Source organism: Burkholderia sp. L-4, from assembly GCF_056856535.1.
Map to the genome: position 1 here is coordinate 1,325,214 of NZ_JBXEOX010000001.1, position 19,410 is coordinate 1,344,623.

A 19,410-nucleotide genomic window follows, 5' to 3' on the forward strand; every position below is an offset into this window, starting at 1 on the left:
TCCTCGGAATCGTCTGTTTGTTGTCGCGGCGCTGTCGTGCACCGCGGTGGGGGCTGCAGGAATGATGCCCGAACGACGGGTCACGCGCCGAGCGCGATCAGGCCTTCCGGTGCGATCGTGAGGCCGACCGCCGTGCCGCGTGCGAGCGCGATGCGGCCCGGCACGTCGATCACGAGCGCATCGGGTGCCGCGCGTTCGATCGTGAGCCGCGTGCGCTCGCCGAGGAACGCGCACGCGCCGACCGCGCCGCGCAGCGGCGCATGCGCGGGATCGGCGAGCTGCGCGTCCTCCGGGCGGAAGAACCATTCGTCGGCGGCGTGCGGCGTCGCGATCGCGCCGCCCGTCGTCACCAGCGCGCCGTCGCGCCATTGCCCGGCGAGCCGGTTCAGCGTGCCGATGAACTGTGCGACGGTGCGGTTCGCCGGGTGGTAGTAAATGTCGCGCGGCGTGCCGATCTGCTCGATGCGGCCCGCGCCCATCACGACGATCCGGTCGCCGAGTTCCATCGCCTCGGCCTGGTCGTGCGTCACGTAGACGGTCGTCACGCCGAGCTCGCGCAGCAGCGTGTTCATCTCGCGGCGCAGCACGTCGCGCAGTTTCGCGTCGAGCGCGGTCAGCGGTTCGTCGAGCAGCAGCACGCGCGGCCGCACCGCGAGCGCGCGGGCCAGCGCGACGCGCTGGCGCTGGCCGCCCGACAGCTGGTCGACCGGCTTGTCCGCATGCGCGTCGAGCCGCATCATCGCGAGCAGTTCGTCGACGCGTTCACGCAGCGCGCGCGGCTCGGTCTTGCGGATCTTCAGCCCGTAGCCGACGTTGCCGCGCACCGTCAGGTTCGGAAACAGCGCATAGTTCTGGAACACCATGCCGACCTGCCGACGCTCGATCGGCAGCGCGGTGACGTCGTCGTTGCCGAACGCGATCGTGCCGCCGGCGTCCGGCGTGTCGAGGCCCGCGATCAGGCGCAGCGTGGTCGTCTTGCCGCAGCCTGACGGCCCGAGCAGCACGAGTGTCTCGCCCGCGCCGATGGACAGGTCGAGCGGTTCGAGTACGCGCGTGCCGCGGAACGTCTTCGCGCAATGGGTCAGCGTGATGGGAGTGGAATCGAGTTTCATATCAGCGAAAAATTCAGCGCGGGCGCTGCTTGAGCGCACGCGTGCCGGACGGATCGACGCCGAGCCACTGCATCGCGACGAGGAGCGGCAGCGTCATCAGCAGGAACAGGATCGTGTACGCGCTGCCGACTTCGAGGCGCAGCGACGCATAGGTATCGGCGAGCCCGACCGGCAGTGTCTTGGTGTCGGGCGTGTGCAGCATCCACGTGAGGTTGAATTCGCCGATCGACAGCGTGAGCACCGCGAGCGCGCCCGCGACGATGCCGGGGCGCAGGTTCGGCAGCACGATCGTGACGAAGCGCGTGACGAACGACGCGCCGAGGCTCGCCGCGCCTTCCTCGAGCGTGCGCAGGTCGGCGCCGGCCGCGACGGCGGCCACCGCGCGCACCATGAACGGCAGCGTGAACACGACGTGGCCGACGACGATGAACCACAGGCTCATCCGGAACGCGGTGAAGCCGCCGTACACCACCAGCAGCGCGAGTGCCGACGCGAGCCCGGGCAGCGCGACCGGCAGCACGAGCGCCTCCTCGATCGCGCGCGCGACGCGGCTCTTGCTGCGCGCGAGCGCATAGCCGGCCGGCACGCCGGCGACGAGCACGATCGCGAGCGTCGCGAACGCGACTTCGAGCGACAGCGCGACCGAGCCGTGATACTGCTGCCACACCTGTTCGAGCCAGCGCAGCGTGAGGCCGCTCGACAGGCCGCGGAAATAGTTGACGGTCAGGCCCGCGAGCACGGACATCACGACGGGCACGATCAGGAACGCGCACAGTAGCAGCGTGACGCCCCATTGCAGCGCGGCGATCGCGCGCGCGGCCGTGACGTGCGGCGCGCGTCGCGCGACGCCGTTCGCCTGCGCGGGAGCGGGCGCCGGTGACGGCGCGGAGGAGCTGGAAAGCGATTGCATGCGGGAATCCTCAGGCCGCGGCGGCGGCGGTGTGGCCGGTGAAACGGCGCGCGAGCGCGAGCACGGCCCAGGTGACGATGCCGAGCACGATCGACAGGCCGGCCGCCGTCGCGATGTTCGCGTTCAGCGTGAATTCGGTATAGATCGTCATCGGCAGCACGTTCAGGTCGGTGGCGAGCGTGAAGGCGGTGCCGAAGGCGCCCATCGCGGTCGCGAAGCAGATCGCGCCGGCCGCGATCAGCCCGGGCGCGAGCGCGGGCAGCACGATGTCGACGAAGATGCGCCACGGCGACGCGCCGAGCGAACGCGCGGCTTCCTCGAGCGACGCATCGAGCTTCGACGCGGCCGCGATCACGGTGACGATCACGCGCGGAATCGAGAAGTACAGGTAGCCGACGAACAGGCCCGCGACCGAGTACGCGAATACCCATTTGTCGCCGGTGAGCTTTGCCGACAGCATGCCGATCAGCCCCTGGCGGCCGGCGAGCATGATCACCATGAAGCCGACGACGACGCCCGGGAACGCGAGCGGAAACGTGAGCAGCGCGAGCAGCACGCGCTTGCCCGCGAACTCGCGGCGCGCGAGCAGGAGGCCCGAGATCGTCGACAGCGCGAGCGTCGCGAGCGTGACGCCCGCGGATAGCGCGACCGTCTCGCCGAGGCTCTTCATGTAACGCGCATTGCCGAGCAGCGCCGCGTAGTGCGACAGGAACGCGCCGTCGGCGGATACCTGCACGAGCGCCGCCATCGGCAGCAGCCAGAACGCGGCGAACACCGCCAGCGCCGGCGCGACGAGCGCGACGCGCCAGCGCAGCGGAAAAGTCAGGTCGAGCATCGATTGTGTCCTGCCGCTTACTGCATCACCTGCAGGTACTGCTGGCCGAACGCCTGCTGGCCGGCCGCCATCTTGCCGAAGTCGACCGATTTCGCGCGTGCGTACTCGCTCGCCGGCAGGAACTTCGCGGCGACGTCGGCGCCGAGCGCCTGCGCGCGTACCGGGCGCAGGTAGGCGTTGGCCCACAGCTTCTGGCCTTCGTCCGACAGCACGAAGTCGAGCACCTTCTTGCCGTTCGCGTCGTGCGGCGCACCCTTCACGAGGCTCATCACGTACGGCACGGCGATCGTGCCTTCCTTCGGAATCACGAACTCGACGTTCGCGCTGTCCTTGTACTTCGCACGATACGCATCGAAGTCGTAGTCGAGCAGGATCGGAATCTCGCCGGACAGCACGCGTGCATACGCAGTCTGTTTCGGCACGATCGGCGCGTTCGCCTTCAGCTTGCGGAACCAGTCGAGGGCCGGCTTGAAGTTGTCGAGGCTGCCGCCCAACGCCTGGTTGACGGCGACCGCGCCGGCATAACCGACGAAGGCGCTCGACGGATCGAGATAACCGACCATGCCCTTGTATTCGGGTTTCAGCAGATCGGCCCACGAACGCGGCACCGGCTTGCCGTCGAGCGCGTCCTTGTTCACGAAGAAGCCGAGCGTGCCCGAGTGGATCGCGAACCAGTAGCCTTGCGGATCCTTCAGGTTCGCGGGAATGTCGTTCCAGTGCGCGGGCTTGTACGGCGCGATCACGCCCTTGTCCTTCGCCTGGAAGGCCGACGACACGCCGAGGTAGACGACGTCGGCGACCGGGCTCTTCTGTTCGGCGATCAGCTGCGCGATCGACTGGCCCGAATTCTTGTTGTCGAACGGCACGCGGATGCCGGTCTTCTGCTTGATCGCCGCGATCTGCGCGGCCCAGTCGGCCCATTCGGGCGGGCAGTTGTAGCAGATCGCCGTTTCGTCGGCGTGGGCGGCGGGCGCGCCGGCGACGAGCGCGGCAAGGGCGAGCGGCGCGGCAAGCGCGCGCAGCAGCGAGGTCAGGCGAAAGGACACGGTGGGTCTCCGGGCGAGTGGGTGGTGCGCTGGGGTGGTGGGGTTGTCGGGGGCAGCCTGCGTTCAGGCCTGGCGCCGTTGCAGATCGATGGACGGCGGTGCGACCGTCGCGCCGTCGCGCACCGCATGCGGCAGGATCAGCGACGTGCGCTCGAGCGTCGCGCCGCCGATGCATTCGACGAGACGCCGCCACGCGTGGCGGCCGATGTCGCGGTTCGGCGTCGCCACGCTCGCGAGCGGCGGCGCGAGCAGTTCGCCGATCGCGATCCCGTCGAAGCCGAGTACCGACAGGTCGTCGGGAATCGAGAAGCCGGCGCGGCGCAGGCCGCGCATCACGACCATCGCGAGCAGGTCGTTGCTGCAGAAGAGGGCGGTCGGGCGCGTGGCGTGCGCGGTGAGATGCGCGAGCACGGCTTCGGGCAGCTCGGGTGCGTTGAAGTCGACCTCGATCGGCGGCAGCGTGGCCATGCCACTTTCCTGGAGGGCCTGCGCATAGCCGAGATGACGCTGGCGCGCGCGATCCGACGCGGCGAGCGAACCGGCCAGCATCAGCACGCGGCGGTGGCCGCGCGCGATCAGCAGCCGCACGCCGTCGTAGGCGGCACGGCGGTTGTCGACCGACACCGACGGGCGGCGTTGCGTGTCGTTGTGCATCAGCACGTAGTGCGGGCCGTCGCGGTCGAGCATGTCGAGCAGCGGGTGCGTGTCCGCGTCGGCGACGGTGAGGATCAGCCCTTCGACGCGCTGCTCGCGCAGTGTCTCGATCGCGTGGCGTTCGCGCGCGGCGTCGTACTCGGTCGTCATCACGATCAGCTTGAAGCCGGCCGCGGTCGCGAGCGCGTCGATGCCTTGCAGGCAGTCGGCGAACACGGGGTTCGACAGCGTCGGCACGACGACGCCGACGAGTCGCGTGCGTTCGCCGCGCAGTTGCCGGCCGAGCGGGCTCGGGCGGAACTGCAGCGTATCGATCGCGGTGCGGATCGTCTGCAGCGTGGCGGGGCTGACGGTATGCGGGGCGTTGATCGCGCGCGAGACGGTGGCGATCGAGAAGCCCGCGAGGGCAGCGACGTCCTTGATGGTCGAGGTCATGAAATAACGCGATGTAAACGTTTTCGGCGAGGGAATTATCGAAAACGTTTGTGACTTCGCGATGACGCACGCGACGCTTGTTTCGCAAAAAAGCACGATACAAACGTCAGACGGTTGGGGCCGTCGGACGACGCGGGCTTGATTGTAGCGGGGAGGGCGCGGCGCGCGACGAAACCGGCGGCCCTGTCGTAGCGACGGCGAGCGGGCGGGAGTGCATCCGCGCGACGGCGGCCGGTGTCGCGATGCGGTGCGGCAGAATAAGGGAACGCATGCGCAAGCAATGGTAGAATCGCGTCCGCCCTCTTGCCGGGGTGATGAAATTGGTAAACATAGCGGACTTAAACGATTGAGTGCCCGGCCGGAAACGGTCGGTGCAGAACCCTTCAAATTCGGCGAAACCCCTGATGCGCGCATCGAGGCAACGCCGAGCCAAGCCTCGCGGCATCCGCGAGGAAGGTGTAGAGACTAGACGGGGGGCGCCTAAGGCGCACGGGCAGCGGTCACGCCCGCGCGCGACGGTGAAGGCATAGTCCAGCGCACGAACGGCTTCGCTTACGCGACGCCGGCTTTGAAAGAAGCAGTGTGACGAAAATCCGCCGCCTTAACTGGCTTGCCGGTTCGAGTCCGGTCCCCGGCACCACGATCGCTTCGATGCGTTTCGATGAAGGTCTGAAAAAACCCCGCGAGAATTGAAGCGCTCGCGGGTTTTTTGTTTGTGCGGCGTGGCCATTCGTCGGAGGCCGCGGTGTCGGGGACGGATGTTGCCGCTGGTGAAGCGTTGGCAGATCCCCGGCCATCCGAGACCTGCCCGTTCGCATGGCTCGTTTCCGATGATGCGAGCGCGATATCCCGGCACAGGTCGGCCGCGGTGCATCACCTACTCATTCGACGCGCAATATCAGCTTGCCGGTCGTTTGACCGCTTTCGAGTGCCCGATGCGCGTCGGCGATCGCGTCGAATCCATAGCTGCCGCCGATCAGCGGTTTCAGCTTGCCGGTTGCCAGCAAGCCGAACAGTTCAACGAGGGCCCTGTGCACGACGTCGTTGGTGAGGAACGCATGAAGCGCGAAGCCGGACAGCGAACGGCAGCCGAAGATCAGTATATTCATCAGGGTTTCGTCGACCGTGAGCAACTGGCCGCTGGCCGCGCCATAGCTGACGAAGCGGCCGTATGTCGCGAGGCCGGATGCAAGCGTGCGGGCCACCGTTCCGCCAATCGAATCGAACACGACGTCGGGTCCGGTGCCGCCGAGCGCCGTGCGCAACCCGTCGGCCCAGTCGCCGTCGCGATAGCTGATGGCTTGATCTGCGCCGAGCGCGCGTACTGCCCGCAACTTGTCCGTTGAACCCGCGAGGCCCACGATCGAGCGTGCTCCGTCGAGTCTCGCCAGCTGGATCAGCAGTGAACCGACGCCGCCGGCTGCGGCGGTGATCGCGACCGTGCGTGCGGCCACGGGCGTCTCGCGCAGCAGCACGCGGGCCACCAGCCCCTGCAGCATCACGGCGACCGCGTCGTCGTCGGAGACTTCGTCGGGAATCGCGGTAATCAGCGCGGCGCCGAGCGTCACGTATTCGGCGTAGCCCCCGGTCGCGCGCATCGCGCCGAACAGCGGCGCCGCGACACGCGCGCCGATCTGGATATTCCGGACATCCGCGCCCACGGCAGCGACGGTGCCGACGACTTCCGAGCCCGGCACTGCCGGCAGCGTCAGCGCCGGACCCGGATAGGTGCCGGCGCGTTGCAGCGTTTCCGCGAAGTTCAGTCCGACACGCGTGACCCGCACGAGAACCTCGTCGGCGGCAGGCGTCGGACGCTCGATCACGACCGGACGGAGGACGGAAGGATCGCCGACACGGTCGATCTGGATGGCATGCATGCTGCTCATGAAAAAATCTCGCTTGCAAAGGGGGGCTCGCCCCCGGGGATGAATGAAGCGCGGGCCGGCTCCGGCCGCGCAGTGGAGGCGTGTTGCCCGATGCCCGGCGGATCAGTCCGGTTGAGCGCGATCGAACGCGACACGACCGGCTCCGTTCAGGACGAGTGCGAGCAGACCGCCTGCCATCGACAGGTTCATCATGAAGAACGTCTGCTGAGTCTGGTCGCCGCCGCCGTGGAAGATCGCCGCGGCGATGATCGAGAAGATCGCGAGTCCGAGCGCCGCGAGCCGTGTCATGAAGCCCGTGATCAGCGCCAGGCCGCCGGCGACCTCGACGACGATCACGAGCGGAAGCAGCGCGCCCGATACGCCCATGTGCTCCATGTATAGCCGGGTGCCCGCATAGTTGAAGACCTTGCTGATCCCCGCGCCGAGATAGACGCCGGCGATGAGAAGCCGTACGAGCACGGAGAGCAGGATGTTGACGACGGGCGTTTGCACGGCCGTCCGGTAGAGTGTGCGATTGATCGAATTAATCATATGGAATCCGTAATTATTGGGTGGATGGATCGCTGATCCTGGCGGGTGATCTTTGTGCTGTCGAGCGGCTTTCCGCTTATGCGTCGAGCGCCGGATAGTCGGTATAGCCGGCCTCGCCGCCGCCGTAAGCGGTGGACATGTCGGCCTGCGCGAGCGGGCGATCGTGTCGAATGCGCGTCACCAGATCGGGGTTCGCGATGAACGGGTAACCGAACGACACGAGATCGGCACTGCCCTCGTCCAGTGCCTGTTGCGCACGCGCTTTCGTGTAGCCGCCGTTAGCGACGTAGAGTCCACCGAAGGCACGGCGCAATGCGCGATAGTCGAACGGCGGCGTCTGATCGGCCGCCACCTGGGGAATGCCTTCGACGACATGCAGGTAGGCCGCGAGACCGGTGAGCCGGTCGGCGAACCGGTCAAACAGCGCCTGCGGGTGGCTGTCCGCGATGCCGCCGAAATACGGCGTGACCGGAGAAATGCGGACGCCCACGCGACCGGGGCCCACGACATGCCCGACCGCGCGCACGACGTCGAGCGGCAGCCGGATACGCTTGTCGATCGTGCCGCCGTACGGGTCCGTGCGCCGGTTCGTGCCGTCGCGCAGGAACTGGTCGAGCAGATAGCCGTTTCCCGCGTGAATTTCGACACCATCGAAGCCTGCCTGCAACGCGGCATGTGCCGCTTGCGCGTATTGCTCGACGATGCGGGGAATTTCGTGCGTCTCGAGCGCGCGTGGCACGGGATGCGGTTGCGGGCCGCTCGGCGTGAATGCCTGGCCGTCCGGTCGAATGGCCGACGGCGCGACGGGTAGTGCGCCGTCGGGCTGCAGATCCGGGTGGCCGATGCGCCCGACGTGCGCGAGCTGGACAAAGATGCGGCCGCCTTCGCGATGCACGGCATCGGTCACCCGCTTCCAGCCGGCGATTTGCGCATCGCTGTAAATCCCCGGCGTGGACGGATAACCCTTGCCCTGCGGGGAGATCTGCGTGCCTTCCGTAACGATCAGGCCGGCGGACGCGCGCTGGGCGTAGTAGACGGCATTGATCGCGCCGGGCGCATCGCCGGCGCCGGCGCGGCTGCGCGTCATCGGTGCCATCACGATGCGGTTCCCGAGCGTGACCGGGCCGAGCTCGAGTGGGTCGAACAACGTGGGGCCGGCCGTTTCCGAACGGCGGGGAAGGGAGCTGTCGAGCGTCATGATTCGATTTTCCTGTGGTGTTCACGAGGGCGCCGAGGCGCGATCCGGGATGTCCGGCATGCGCGCTTCGAACGCTGCTGAGCAGGAATTTAGGAGAAGGCTGTAATCTAAACAATCGTCTAAAATGGATCGTTAAAATCCATTTTCTTGATGGATCATGGAGCGAAGCCCCAATCTGGATCAATTGCGCGCGTTCATCGCGGTTGTCGAAGCCGGCAGTTTTTCCGGCGCGGCCCGGCGGCTCGAGCGCGCCCAATCCGTCGTCAGTTACGCGATCGCCAATCTCGAGTCGTTGCTCGGCGTGCCGCTGTTCGAACGTGGCAAGCGGCGGCCGACGTTGACGGCGGCCGGTGAAATCGTCCTGGCCGACGCCCGGCGGCTCGACATGCTGGCAGGCCAGTTGCTGGCCAAAACCGCCGGGTTGCGCGGAGGCGTGGAAGCAGAACTGTCGCTGGCGGTGGACGTGATGTTTCCACTGGCGAGACTCGTCGATGGGTTGGGCGCGTTCGCCGACGAATTTCCGACTGTCGCGCTCAACCTCACCATCGAAGCGCTCGGTGGGGTGATGAAGCTGGTGGTCGACGGCGGATGCGCCCTCGGCATCAGCGGGCCTGCGCAAAACTGGCCTGATGCCATCGATGCAACGTCCATGGGCTCGATCGAGCTGGTCACGGTCGCTGCGCCCACGCATCCGCTCGCGCAGCGCCGCGGGCGTGTTGCTCTGTCCGAGGCGCGCGAATATACGCAACTCGTGTTGACGGACCGCAGCAAACTGACCGAAGGGCAGTCGTTCGGCGTTTATGCGACCCGCACATGGAAGACTGCGGACCTCGGCGCCAAGCATCGCTTGTTGCTCGAGGGGCTCGGCTGGGGCTCGATGCCGATGCATTTGGTCGACGATGACTTGCGACAAGGCCGGCTGGCCGTCGTGCGGTTGTCGGATCGCGAGGTGTTTCGATACGGCCTGTCGTTGATCAGGCGGGCCGATCGTGCGTGCGGACCCGCGACGCAGTGGCTGATCGACCATCTGACGCGTCCCGGCGAACCGGACGCCTGAAGCGCGACGCCGTGCGCCGGCACAACGCGGGCACCGGGACACGCGAAGCCTTCATTGGCGTTGCCGCTGCGCTGCGGCAAAAACGGCGTCATGTGATACTGGCGACGCCCGTCGTACCGGACGCGTGGGTCGCCATCGGCACACGCGTCCCGCCGACCGCCTCCAACATCGTTTGCGTCACGCAAAAACATCGTCATGACCGACTCGACCCATCACTATTACGAACCGTCGCAAGGCCACGGCCTGCCGCACGATCCGTTGAACGCGATCGTGGGCCCGCGCCCGATCGGCTGGATCTCTTCTCGCGGCAGCGACGGCACACTCAACCTCGCGCCATACAGCTTCTTCAACGCGTTCAACTATCGCCCGCCGATCATCGGCTTTTCGAGTACCGGCGCCAAGGACAGCCTGCGCAACGTGCAGGAGACGGGCGAGTTCGTGTGGAACCTCGCGACGCGCGAGCTCGCCGAGCGGATGAACCAGACCTGCGCCGCCGTGCCGTACGACGTGAACGAGTTCGAACTCGGCGGCTTGACCGCGGTGCCGTCGCGCCTCGTCAACGTGCCGCGCGTCGCGGAAAGCGGCGTCAACTTCGAATGCAAGGTGACCGACGTGATTCGGCTGCGCGACCATCACGGTGTCGAAACGCCGGCAACGCTCGTGCTGGGCGAAGTCATCGCCGTCCATATCCGCCACGACCTGCTGAAGGACGGCATCTTCGACACGTTTGGCGCCGGCATCATTCTTCGTGCGGGCGGTCCGTCGGCCTACGTGCACGTAAAGCCCGACAGTCGCTTCGACATTTTCCGTCCCGACGCGTGATCGATCGCGCCGGCGCAAGCCGGCGACCGGGCGCCGAAGCGCCCGAACCTGAAAGGACCCCGCGCAGCGCAACGATGTCGCGGGGTCTTTTGCTTCGTACCCTCGCATGAGAGGGACGGGCCGATTCGTCCGCCCCCGATGCCCGATCGCGGCCGGCCCGGCGGTCTTGCACTGCAGCAACCACATCCTTCGCCGGTTCCGCCCGCCCCACGCGCGCCGTGGACCTCTGCCATGGCAAATCTGCTCACGACGAACGAGCGGCTTGGACATCGACGCCCGGCGCCGCAAGGCATAGATTTCCAAGGTTGACGCGCTTATCCGCGCGCCAACCCGCGCGCAGGCCGGCAACCGGCCGCGCGTTCCCAACAGCGTGAGACACAATCGAGCGTGGAGACGACACGATGAGCCTGTCAGAGCCATTGCGTCTGCATGTGCCGGAGCCCACCGGGCGTCCGGGCTGCAAGACGGATTTTTCCTATCTGCATCTATCGCCGGCCGGCGCGGTCCGCCGCCCGCCGATCGACGTGGCCGCGGCGGACACCGCCAATCTCGCCCGCAGCCTCGTGCGCGTGCTCGACGACAGCGGCCAGGCCGTCGGCCCGTGGGCGCCGGAGCTCGACGACGCGCGACTGATCGCCGGGCTGCGCGCGATGCTCAAGACCCGCATTTTCGACGCGCGCATGATGATCGCGCAGCGCCAGAAGAAAATCTCCTTCTACATGTTGAGCCTCGGCGAGGAGGCGATCGGCACCGCGCACGCGATGGCGCTGCGCGACGGCGACATGTGCTTCCCGACCTACCGGCAGCAGAGCATCCTGATCGCGCGCGACGTGCCGCTCGAACGGATGATCTGCCAGCTGATGTCGAACGAAGGCGACCCGCTGAAAGGCCGCCAGCTTCCGGTGATGTATTCCGACCGCGAAGCGGGCTTCTTCTCCATTTCCGGCAACCTCGCGACGCAGTTCATCCAGGCGGTCGGCTGGGCGATGGCGTCGGCGATCAAGGGCGACACGAAGATCGCGTCCGCGTGGATCGGCGACGGCGCGACGGCCGAAGCCGACTTCCATACCGCGCTCACGTTCGCGCACGTGTACCGCGCGCCGGTCGTGTTGAACGTCGTCAACAACCAGTGGGCGATCTCGACGTTCCAGGCGATCGCGGGCGGCGAAGGCACGACCTTCGCGGGGCGCGGCGTCGGCTGCGGGATCGCGTCGCTGCGGGTCGACGGCAACGACTTCCTCGCGATCTACGCGGCGTCGAGCTGGGCCGCCGAGCGCGCGCGCCGCAATCTCGGCCCGACGCTGATCGAGTGGGTGACCTACCGCGCGGGCGCGCATTCGACGTCGGACGATCCGACCAAGTACCGGCCGAGCGACGACTGGTCCCATTTCCCGCTCGGCGACCCGATCGAGCGTTTCAAGCGTCACCTGATCGCGAAGGGCATCTGGTCGGACAGCGCACACGAGGCGCTGACGGCCGAACTCGAGGCCGAGGTGATTGCCGCGCAGAAGGAAGCGGAGCAATACGGGACGCTGGCCGACGACCGGATTCCGTCGCCGGCCTCGATGTTCGACGACGTGTACAAGGAGCTGCCCGCGCACCTGCGCCGCCAGCGCCAGGAACTGGGAGCATGATCATGGCGCAACATGAGACAGACACGGCGACGCAGCCGATGACGATGATCCAGGCGCTGCGCTCCGCGATGGACGTGATGCTCGGCCGCGACAGCGACGTGGTCGTGTTCGGGCAGGACGTCGGTTATTTTGGCGGGGTGTTCCGCTGTACCGAAGGACTGCAGAACAAATACGGCAAGTCGCGCGTGTTCGATGCGCCGATCTCCGAAGGCGGGATCGTCGGCGCGGCGGTCGGAATGGGCGCGTACGGGCTGCGCCCGGTGTGCGAGATCCAGTTCGCCGACTATTTCTACCCGGCGTCGGACCAGATCGTGTCGGAAGGCGCGCGGCTGCGCTATCGCTCGGCCGGCCAGTTCACCGCGCCGATGACGATCCGGATGCCGTGCGGCGGCGGCATCTACGGCGGCCAGACGCACAGCCAGAGCCCGGAGGCGATGTTCACGCAGGTGTGCGGGCTGCGCACGGTGATGCCGTCGAATCCGTACGACGCGAAAGGGCTGCTGATCGCGTCGATCGAAAACGACGATCCGGTGATCTTCCTCGAGCCGAAGCGGCTGTACAACGGGCCGTTCGACGGCCATCACGAACGGCCGGTCACGTCGTGGCTCAAGCATCCGGCGAGCGCGGTGCCCGAGGGTTATTACACGGTGCCGCTCGACACGGCCGCCATCGCGCGGCCCGGCAGCGACGTGACGGTGCTGACGTACGGCACGACCGTGCACGTATCGCTCGCCGCCGCCGAGGAGACGGGCATCGACGCGGAGGTGATCGACCTGCGCACGCTGTGGCCGCTCGATCTCGACACGATCGTCGCGTCGGTCCGCAAGACCGGGCGCTGCGTCGTGGTGCACGAGGCGACGCGCACCTGCGGCTTCGGCGCGGAACTCGTTTCGCTGGTTCAGGAACACTGCTTCTACCACCTCGAAGCGCCGGTCGAGCGCACGACGGGCTGGGATACGCCGTATCCGCATGCGCAGGAATGGGCGTACTTTCCGGGCCCGGCCCGGGTCGGTGAAGCGTTGCGACGCGTGATGGAGGCGTGAAATGGGGATTCATGTCATCAAGATGCCGGATATCGGCGAAGGGATCGCCGAGGTCGAGCTGGTGGCCTGGCATGTGGCAGTCGGGCAGACGATCAAGGAAGACCAGCCGCTCGCCGACGTGATGACCGACAAGGCGGCGGTCGAGATTCCGTCGCCGGTGACGGGCAAGGTGATCGAACTGGGCGGCCGGATCGGCGAGATGATGGCGGTCGGCAGCGAGCTGATTCGACTCGAAGTCGAAGGCGACGGTAACCTGAAGGCCGGCGCACCGGTGCGGGAAACAAAGGTAGCAACCGCACCGGTCGCGGCGGCGCCGGCGAAGCCGGCGGTCGACGTGCCGGCCGAGCCGCCTGCACGGCCGACGGCGAGCGACGCTCCGGCGCGGCCGCGTCGTGACGCACCGGCGGCGCAGCCGCGCGCGGCGCTCGCGCCGGGCGAACGGCCGCTCGCGTCGCCGGCCGTGCGTCAGCGCGCGTGGGACATGGGCATCGAGCTGCGCTATGTGCGCGGCACCGGTGAAGCCGGGCGGATCCTGCACGCGGACCTCGATGCGTATGCGGGCGGCGGCGCGGCGCGGCCGGTGCACGCGCACGGCTACGACGAACGCAACGACGAGACCGAGGTGCCGGTGATCGGCTTGCGCCGCGCGATCGCGCGCAAGATGCAGGAAGCGAAACGCCGCATCCCGCACTTCAGCTACGTCGAGGAAATCGACGTCACCGAGCTCGAGTCGTTGCGCACGGAACTGAACCGACGCTACGGCGACACGCGCGGCAAGCTCACGCCGCTGCCGCTGCTGATCCGCGCGATGGTGATCGCGCTGCGCGATTTCCCGCAGATCAACGCGCGTTTCGACGACGAAGCAGGCGTCGTCACGCGTTACGGCGCGGTGCACATGGGGGTCGCGACGCAGACGGACGGCGGGCTCACGGTGCCCGTGCTGCGCCATGCCGAAGCGCGCGACGTGTGGTCGATCTCGGCGGAAATCGCGCGGCTCGCCGATGCCGTGCGCGCGAACCGCGCGCAGCGCGACGAGTTGAGCGGGTCGACGATCACGATTTCGAGCCTCGGCGCGCTCGGCGGCATCGTGTCGACCCCGGTGATCAATCACCCGGAAGTCGGCATCGTCGGCGTGAACCGGATCGTCGAGCGGCCGATGATCCGCGACGGGGCGGTCGTCGCGCGCAAGCTGATGAACCTGTCGTCGTCGTTTGATCATCGCGTCGTCGACGGCGCGGATGCGGCCGAATTCATCCAGGCCGTGCGCGCGGTGCTCGAACGCCCGGCACTGCTGTTCGTGGAGTGAGCGCGATGAAGAACGAACACACCACACTGCTCGTCGTCGGCGGCGGCCCGGGCGGCTACGTCGCCGCGATCCGCGCCGGCCAGCTCGGCATTCCGACCGTGCTGGTCGAGCGCGACCGGCTCGGCGGTACGTGCCTGAACATCGGCTGCATTCCGTCGAAGGCGCTGATCCACGTGGCCGATGCGTTCGAACAGGCGTGCGGCCAGGCGGGCGAAGGCGCGCTCGGGATCCGCGTGCGCACGCCCGAGCTCGACATCGCGAAAAGCGTCGCGTGGAAGGACGGCATCGTCGACCGGCTGACGCGCGGCGTCGGCGCGCTGCTCAAGAAAAACGGCGTGCGCGTGCTGCACGGCGACGCCCACGTGATCGACGGCAAGACCGTCGACGTCGTCACCGGCAATCATTCGGTGCGGATCGGTTGCGAACACCTGTTGCTCGCGACGGGTTCCGAGCCGGTCGAGCTGCCGACGATGCCGTTCGGCGGGCACGTCGTGTCGTCGACCGAGGCGCTGTCGCCCGCGACGTTGCCGAAGCGGCTGGTCGTCGTCGGCGCCGGGTACATCGGGCTCGAACTCGGGACCGTCTATCGCAAGCTCGGTGTCGACGTCAGCGTCGTCGAGGCGGCCGAGCGCGTGCTGCCTGCATACGATGCGGAACTCGGGCGGCCGGTTGCCGATTCACTCGCGCGGCTCGGCGTCCGGCTGTGGCTTGGCCACCAGGTGCTCGGGCTGGCGGAGCACGGCGCGGTGCGCGTGCAGGCCGCCGACGGCGCCGAGCAGACGCTGCCGGCCGATCGCGTGCTGGTGGCCGTCGGCCGCCGGCCGCGCGTCGACGGATTCGGGCTGGAGACGCTGCAGCTCGATCGCAACGGCCTCGCGCTGCGGATCGACGACACGTGCCGGACGTCGATGCGCAACGTATGGGCGATCGGCGACGTCGCGGGCGAGCCGATGCTCGCGCATCGCGCGATGGCGCAAGGCGAGATGGTGGCCGAGCTGATTGCCGGCCGGCGCCGCCAGTTCGTGCCGGCGTCGATTCCGGCCGTGTGCTTCACCGATCCCGAGATCGTGACGGCCGGCTGGTCGCCGGACGATGCGCATGCGGCCGGCGTCGATTGCGTGAGCGCATCGTTCCCGTTCGCGGCGAACGGGCGCGCGATGACGCTGCAGGCGACCGACGGCTTCGTGCGCGTCGTCGCGCGACGCGACAATCACCTGATCGTCGGCTGGCAGGCCGTCGGACGCGGCGTGTCGGAACTGGCCGCGGCGTTCTCGCAGTCGCTGGAGATGGGCGCGCGGCTGGAGGATATCGGCGGCACGATCCACGCGCATCCGACGCTGGGTGAGGCGCTGCAGGAGGCCGCATTGCGCGCGCTCGGGCACGCGTTGCATGTCTGATAGGCGGGCCGCCTGAAACGGAACCGCCGGTGTGCCATGCGGGCATCGGCGGTTCGTGCTTTTTCACGCTTGCGTCGTGTGCATCCAGTCGGTATGCGGAATGCATCGATGCCGGCTTCCGCGCCGGCGCTGATCGCCGAAGGCCGGCTGTCGATCGGGCCGGCGTCGGCCGCGTCGTGGCGCGCGACAGGACAGGGAAGACGCCCGATCGGTAATTTTTGGAGACAACGGACGGGTTGTGCGCGAGCGGCCGGCCGGGGATCATGTCGATAGCCGGAAACCGGGCCGCATCGGGCCCGCCAACGCAGGCTTCACACGGAAGAACCGGACATGAAACTGCTGCTCGTCGGCGCGACCGGACTCGTCGGGCGCCACGTCCTCGAAGTCGCGCTTGCCGATTCGCGGGTCGATCAGGTCATCGTCCTCGCGCGCCGGCCGCTGTCCCCGCATCCGAAGATGCGCGCGCTGGAGGTCGATTTCGACCAGTTGCCCGACACGGCCGACTGGTGGCAGGCCGATGCGGTCATTTGCACGCTCGGCACGACGATGCGGGCCGCCGGATCGCAGGCGGCCTTCCGGCGCGTCGATCACGATTATCCGCTGGCCGTCGCGCGGCACGCGCACCGGCACGGCACGCCGACCTACGTGCTGAATTCCGCACTCGGCGCGGATGCCGCGTCGCGCATCTTCTACAACCGCGTGAAGGGCGAGGTCGAGCAGGCGCTGGCCGGCGTCGGCTTTGCGTCGCTCACCTATGTGCGGCCGGGCCTGATCGGCGGCAGTCGTGACGAATTCAGGTTCGGCGAGCGGCTGTTCGTGTTCGCGTTGAACGCGGTCGGGCCGGTGCTGCCGGCGAAGTGGCGCGTGAATCCGGCGTCGCGGATCGCGCGGGCGCTGGTCGATGCCGCGATCGACGCGCGGCCGGGCGTGCACGTCGTCGCATCGGACCGGCTCGTCTGACGCGCGGCGGGCTGCCTCGCGTAGCCGGTTACCGGCCCGACCAGTCATCGAGCCCGCCGAACTGTTCGGCGAGCGCCGCGGTGAACGCGTCCATCGCGTCGCTGCCGTCGCGGTTCCGCGGCGTCGCGAGCTGGAATTCGACCGTGTGGCTCAGCTTGCTGGCAAGCAGCCGGCGCATCGTCCCGGCAGCGATCCACGGCGCCGCGACGTGGTCGGGCAGGAACCCGACATGCGCGCCGGACAGGATGAAGATCACGTCGGCGTCGACGTTTTCGGAGAACGCGGTCGGTTGTGCGTTGCGCAGCGCCGCACCCGACGTGTTCGTCTTGTAGAGCCGCGCGACGTTGCTCGCGCGCGCGATGTCGCTCGCCGACACGCTTTTTTTCGCAAACAGCGGATGGCGTGCGCCGCAATGCAGCGACTGATGTTCGACGAACAGCGGCGCGTAGTGCAGGCCGGCCTGATGGCCGGAAAAATAGCCGATCGCGAGCTGCAGTTCGCCTTTCAGCAGCCTGCGCTCCAGTTCGTCGGGCGGAACCGCGAGCATCTCGATCAGCACGTCCGGCGCCTGTTCGCGAAAACGGCCGACGGCCGCCGCGATCGATTCGACGACGTCCGGCGCGAGCCGTTCGGACAAACCCACCCGCAGCTCGCCGAGCAACGTGCCCGACACGTGCTGCGTGTCGCGCGTGAACACGTCCATCGCCTGCAGGAGCCGCCGCGTCGACTGCAGCACGCGCTCGCCTTTCGGCGTCAGCCGGAAGCCGCGCTTGCCGCGATCGCACAGCCGGAACCCGAGGCGCGTCTCGAGCTTGGCCATCTGCGTGCTGATGGTCGAAGGCGCCATGCCGAGCGTGCCCTGCGCGGCGCTGAAGCCGCCGCACTCGGCGATCGTCAGGAACAGCCGCAGCAACTGCAAATCCATGTCTCGGAGCCGGGTCAGCATGGCAATACATCGCATTTCGTGAAGTCGGCTTATGTTAGTTCATATTTTTCGTTGGATGCCGTGGCGGCAGAATCGGGCACGAGGTCGCCAGCCGCGCGGCCGTGTCCCCTTCAGACAGGAATCCGACGATGAGCCAGAACGATTTCGCGTTTACGCGCGACAGCCTCCACGGCACCCAGGCCGAACCGACGTTTGCGGGCGCGACGAGCTTCATGCGGCGGCGTTTCAGCCGCGATCTCGACGGCGTCGATCTCGCGATCACCGGCGTGCCGTTCGACGCCGCCGCGTCGCACCGGCCTGGCACGCGCTTCGGCCCGCGCGGGTTGCGGATCGCGTCGACGGGCCTCGCGTGGGAGCGGCCATGGCCGTGGTCGTTCGATCCGTTCGACGTGCTGGCCGCGGTCGACTACGGCGATTGCGCGTTCGATCTCGGGCAGCCGGAATCGGTGCCGGGTGCGATCGAGCGGCATGCCGATGCGATCCTCGCGAGCGGCTGCGCGATGCTGACGCTCGGCGGCGATCACTTCATCACGTATCCGCTGCTGAAGGCGCATGCGAAGGTGCACGGCCCGCTGTCGCTCGTGCATTTCGATGCGCACACCGACACCTGGCCCGACCGCGACGTGAAGCGCATCGATCACGGGACGATGTTCTATCACGCGGCGCGGGAAGGGTGGGTCGTGCCCGCGCGATCGGCGCAGATCGGCATCCGGACCACCAACGACGAGCCGATGGGATTCGACATCCAGGATGCGCGCCGCGTGCATGCGTCGACGCCGGCCACGGTCGCCGCGCGGATTCGCGAGCGGGTCGGCGATCATCCGGTGTACCTGACGTTCGACATCGACTGTCTCGACCCGGCGTTCGCGCCGGGCACCGGTACGCCGGTGTCGGGCGGATTGTCGAGCCACCAGGCGTTCGAGATCCTGCGTCACCTCGACGGCATCAACCTGGTCGGCATGGACGTGGTCGAGGTGTCGCCGCCGTATGATCATGCTGAAATCACGTCGTTGGCCGGCGCGACGATCGCGCTGGAACTGATCTGCCTGTATGCGTCGCGCCGGCGGCACACCAAGGAAACATCGATCGATGGATGACCTCATCTGGCGCAAGGCCGTGCCCGGCGACGCGGCCGCGTGCATCGCACTGCGCGGCAAGACACGCGAGAACGCGTTCACCGAAGCGCAGTTGCGCGACCTCGGCATCACCGTCGAAAGCTGGGGCGACGGGATCCGGGACGGCCGGTTCGCGGGCCATGTCTGCTGCACGGACGGGCGCATGGTCGGCTACTGCTTCGGCGCTACCGCTTCGGGCGAGATCGTCGTGCTCGCGATCCTGCCCGAGTACGAAGGGGCGGGGATCGGCAAGCGGCTGCTGCGGCGCGTGATCGACGATTTCGCGGCGAACGGCTTCACGTCGCTGTTTCTCGGCTGCTCGACCGATCCCGCATCGCGCTCGCACGGTTTCTATCGACATCTCGGCTGGATGCCGACCGGCAGGCTCGATGAAGCCGGCGATGAAATCCTGACGCTTCAGGTGAGGCGGGGCGCCTGACCGCATGCGCTGCCCGGATCTCGATACGCCGGCGATCCGTAAAACTGTTTCGTCATACCAAGCAATAACGCCATTGCCGCATGC

Annotated in this window: 18 protein-coding genes; 9 read left to right on the forward strand and 9 right to left on the reverse strand. The window is 67.9% G+C overall.

Annotated features, from left to right (window positions below; translation table 11 throughout):
* Positions 1–80: 80 nt before the first annotated feature.
* The 8 genes from AC1VVG_RS06235 to AC1VVG_RS06270 form a co-directional block, all read right to left on the reverse strand.
* Positions 81–1,112, reverse strand: coding sequence for an ABC transporter ATP-binding protein (locus AC1VVG_RS06235; protein WP_482835364.1), 1,032 nt, complete (start codon positions 1,110–1,112; stop codon positions 81–83).
* Between the two features lie 13 nt (positions 1,113–1,125).
* On the reverse strand, positions 1,126–2,022 hold the full coding sequence (locus AC1VVG_RS06240; protein ID WP_482835365.1) for an ABC transporter permease: 897 nt from the start codon (positions 2,020–2,022) through the stop codon (positions 1,126–1,128).
* 10 nt (positions 2,023–2,032) lie between these two features.
* Positions 2,033–2,857, reverse strand: coding sequence for an ABC transporter permease (locus tag AC1VVG_RS06245; RefSeq protein WP_034186592.1), 825 nt, complete (start codon positions 2,855–2,857; stop codon positions 2,033–2,035).
* A gap of 17 nt (positions 2,858–2,874) precedes the next feature.
* Complete coding sequence (locus AC1VVG_RS06250; RefSeq protein ID WP_034186593.1) at positions 2,875–3,903, reverse strand: ABC transporter substrate-binding protein; 1,029 nt, start codon at positions 3,901–3,903, stop codon at positions 2,875–2,877.
* Between the two features lie 63 nt (positions 3,904–3,966).
* The gene (locus AC1VVG_RS06255; RefSeq protein ID WP_482835366.1) at positions 3,967–4,992 is read right to left on the reverse strand and encodes a LacI family DNA-binding transcriptional regulator; all 1,026 of its coding nucleotides are present in this window, start codon (positions 4,990–4,992) and stop codon (positions 3,967–3,969) included.
* An 881-nt stretch (positions 4,993–5,873) separates the two neighbouring features.
* Positions 5,874–6,878 carry a quinone oxidoreductase family protein gene (locus AC1VVG_RS06260; protein WP_482835367.1) on the reverse strand — a complete coding sequence of 335 codons (1,005 nt, stop codon included), beginning with the start codon at positions 6,876–6,878 and terminating at the stop codon, positions 5,874–5,876.
* A 102-nt stretch (positions 6,879–6,980) separates the two neighbouring features.
* Positions 6,981–7,409 (reverse strand): DoxX family protein, encoded by a 429-nt coding sequence (locus tag AC1VVG_RS06265; protein WP_049033532.1) that lies wholly within the window; start codon positions 7,407–7,409, stop codon positions 6,981–6,983.
* Positions 7,410–7,485: 76 nt separating this feature from the next.
* Entirely contained in the window at positions 7,486–8,607 is a 1,122-nt protein-coding gene (locus tag AC1VVG_RS06270; protein WP_034186597.1) for an alkene reductase, read from the reverse strand.
* A 157-nt stretch (positions 8,608–8,764) separates the two neighbouring features.
* Between AC1VVG_RS06270 and AC1VVG_RS06275 the strand changes: the two genes are divergently transcribed.
* The 7 genes from AC1VVG_RS06275 (at position 8,765) to AC1VVG_RS06305 (ending at position 16,826) form a co-directional block, all read left to right on the forward strand.
* The gene (locus tag AC1VVG_RS06275; protein WP_059560597.1) at positions 8,765–9,664 is read left to right on the forward strand and encodes a LysR family transcriptional regulator; all 900 of its coding nucleotides are present in this window, start codon (positions 8,765–8,767) and stop codon (positions 9,662–9,664) included.
* A 195-nt stretch (positions 9,665–9,859) separates the two neighbouring features.
* Positions 9,860–10,486: a flavin reductase family protein gene (locus AC1VVG_RS06280; protein ID WP_034186599.1), complete on the forward strand. Its 627-nt coding sequence runs from the start codon at positions 9,860–9,862 to the stop codon at positions 10,484–10,486.
* Positions 10,487–10,887: 401 nt separating this feature from the next.
* Positions 10,888–12,120: a 3-methyl-2-oxobutanoate dehydrogenase (2-methylpropanoyl-transferring) subunit alpha gene (locus AC1VVG_RS06285; RefSeq protein WP_034186600.1), complete on the forward strand. Its 1,233-nt coding sequence runs from the start codon at positions 10,888–10,890 to the stop codon at positions 12,118–12,120.
* Between the two features lie 2 nt (positions 12,121–12,122).
* Entirely contained in the window at positions 12,123–13,163 is a 1,041-nt protein-coding gene (locus AC1VVG_RS06290; RefSeq protein WP_034186601.1) for an alpha-ketoacid dehydrogenase subunit beta, read from the forward strand.
* Between the two features lies 1 nt (position 13,164).
* Positions 13,165–14,469 carry a dihydrolipoamide acetyltransferase family protein gene (locus tag AC1VVG_RS06295; protein WP_124609099.1) on the forward strand — a complete coding sequence of 435 codons (1,305 nt, stop codon included), beginning with the start codon at positions 13,165–13,167 and terminating at the stop codon, positions 14,467–14,469.
* Positions 14,470–14,474: 5 nt separating this feature from the next.
* Positions 14,475–15,866 carry a dihydrolipoyl dehydrogenase gene (gene lpdA / locus AC1VVG_RS06300; RefSeq protein WP_482835368.1) on the forward strand — a complete coding sequence of 464 codons (1,392 nt, stop codon included), beginning with the start codon at positions 14,475–14,477 and terminating at the stop codon, positions 15,864–15,866.
* 330 nt (positions 15,867–16,196) lie between these two features.
* The gene (locus AC1VVG_RS06305) at positions 16,197–16,826 is read left to right on the forward strand and encodes an NAD(P)H-binding protein (protein ID WP_034186604.1); all 630 of its coding nucleotides are present in this window, start codon (positions 16,197–16,199) and stop codon (positions 16,824–16,826) included.
* A 28-nt stretch (positions 16,827–16,854) separates the two neighbouring features.
* Here AC1VVG_RS06305 and AC1VVG_RS06310 read toward each other — a convergent pair whose 3' ends face one another.
* Entirely contained in the window at positions 16,855–17,772 is a 918-nt protein-coding gene (locus AC1VVG_RS06310; RefSeq protein ID WP_482835369.1) for a LysR family transcriptional regulator, read from the reverse strand.
* A gap of 128 nt (positions 17,773–17,900) precedes the next feature.
* Between AC1VVG_RS06310 and speB the strand changes: the two genes are divergently transcribed.
* Positions 17,901–18,869, forward strand: a complete 969-nt coding sequence (gene speB / locus AC1VVG_RS06315) for an agmatinase (RefSeq protein ID WP_034186606.1) — start codon at positions 17,901–17,903, stop codon at positions 18,867–18,869.
* Positions 18,862–19,326, forward strand: coding sequence for a GNAT family N-acetyltransferase (locus AC1VVG_RS06320; protein ID WP_034186607.1), 465 nt, complete (start codon positions 18,862–18,864; stop codon positions 19,324–19,326). The genes speB and AC1VVG_RS06320 overlap by 8 nt, the downstream gene beginning before the upstream one ends.
* The last annotated feature ends 84 nt before the right edge of the window (positions 19,327–19,410 follow it).

What these genes read in the sequence shown, in the direction of transcription:
- AC1VVG_RS06235 (WP_482835364.1), bottom strand. Translation starts at nt 1,112, where the DNA reads ATGAAACTCGATTCCACTCCCATCACGCTGACCCATTGCGCGAAGACG.
- AC1VVG_RS06240 (WP_482835365.1), bottom strand. Translation starts at nt 2,022, where the DNA reads ATGCAATCGCTTTCCAGCTCCTCCGCGCCGTCACCGGCGCCCGCTCCC.
- AC1VVG_RS06245 (WP_034186592.1), bottom strand. Translation starts at nt 2,857, where the DNA reads ATGCTCGACCTGACTTTTCCGCTGCGCTGGCGCGTCGCGCTCGTCGCG.
- AC1VVG_RS06255 (WP_482835366.1), bottom strand. Translation starts at nt 4,992, where the DNA reads ATGACCTCGACCATCAAGGACGTCGCTGCCCTCGCGGGCTTCTCGATC.
- AC1VVG_RS06260 (WP_482835367.1), bottom strand. Translation starts at nt 6,878, where the DNA reads ATGAGCAGCATGCATGCCATCCAGATCGACCGTGTCGGCGATCCTTCC.
- AC1VVG_RS06265 (WP_049033532.1), bottom strand. Translation starts at nt 7,409, where the DNA reads ATGATTAATTCGATCAATCGCACACTCTACCGGACGGCCGTGCAAACG.
- AC1VVG_RS06270 (WP_034186597.1), bottom strand. Translation starts at nt 8,607, where the DNA reads ATGACGCTCGACAGCTCCCTTCCCCGCCGTTCGGAAACGGCCGGCCCC.
- AC1VVG_RS06275 (WP_059560597.1), top strand. Translation starts at nt 8,765, where the DNA reads ATGGAGCGAAGCCCCAATCTGGATCAATTGCGCGCGTTCATCGCGGTT.
- AC1VVG_RS06280 (WP_034186599.1), top strand. Translation starts at nt 9,860, where the DNA reads ATGACCGACTCGACCCATCACTATTACGAACCGTCGCAAGGCCACGGC.
- AC1VVG_RS06285 (WP_034186600.1), top strand. Translation starts at nt 10,888, where the DNA reads ATGAGCCTGTCAGAGCCATTGCGTCTGCATGTGCCGGAGCCCACCGGG.
- AC1VVG_RS06290 (WP_034186601.1), top strand. Translation starts at nt 12,123, where the DNA reads ATGGCGCAACATGAGACAGACACGGCGACGCAGCCGATGACGATGATC.
- AC1VVG_RS06295 (WP_124609099.1), top strand. Translation starts at nt 13,165, where the DNA reads ATGGGGATTCATGTCATCAAGATGCCGGATATCGGCGAAGGGATCGCC.
- lpdA (WP_482835368.1), top strand. Translation starts at nt 14,475, where the DNA reads ATGAAGAACGAACACACCACACTGCTCGTCGTCGGCGGCGGCCCGGGC.
- AC1VVG_RS06305 (WP_034186604.1), top strand. Translation starts at nt 16,197, where the DNA reads ATGAAACTGCTGCTCGTCGGCGCGACCGGACTCGTCGGGCGCCACGTC.
- AC1VVG_RS06310 (WP_482835369.1), bottom strand. Translation starts at nt 17,772, where the DNA reads ATGCTGACCCGGCTCCGAGACATGGATTTGCAGTTGCTGCGGCTGTTC.
- speB (WP_034186606.1), top strand. Translation starts at nt 17,901, where the DNA reads ATGAGCCAGAACGATTTCGCGTTTACGCGCGACAGCCTCCACGGCACC.
- AC1VVG_RS06320 (WP_034186607.1), top strand. Translation starts at nt 18,862, where the DNA reads ATGGATGACCTCATCTGGCGCAAGGCCGTGCCCGGCGACGCGGCCGCG.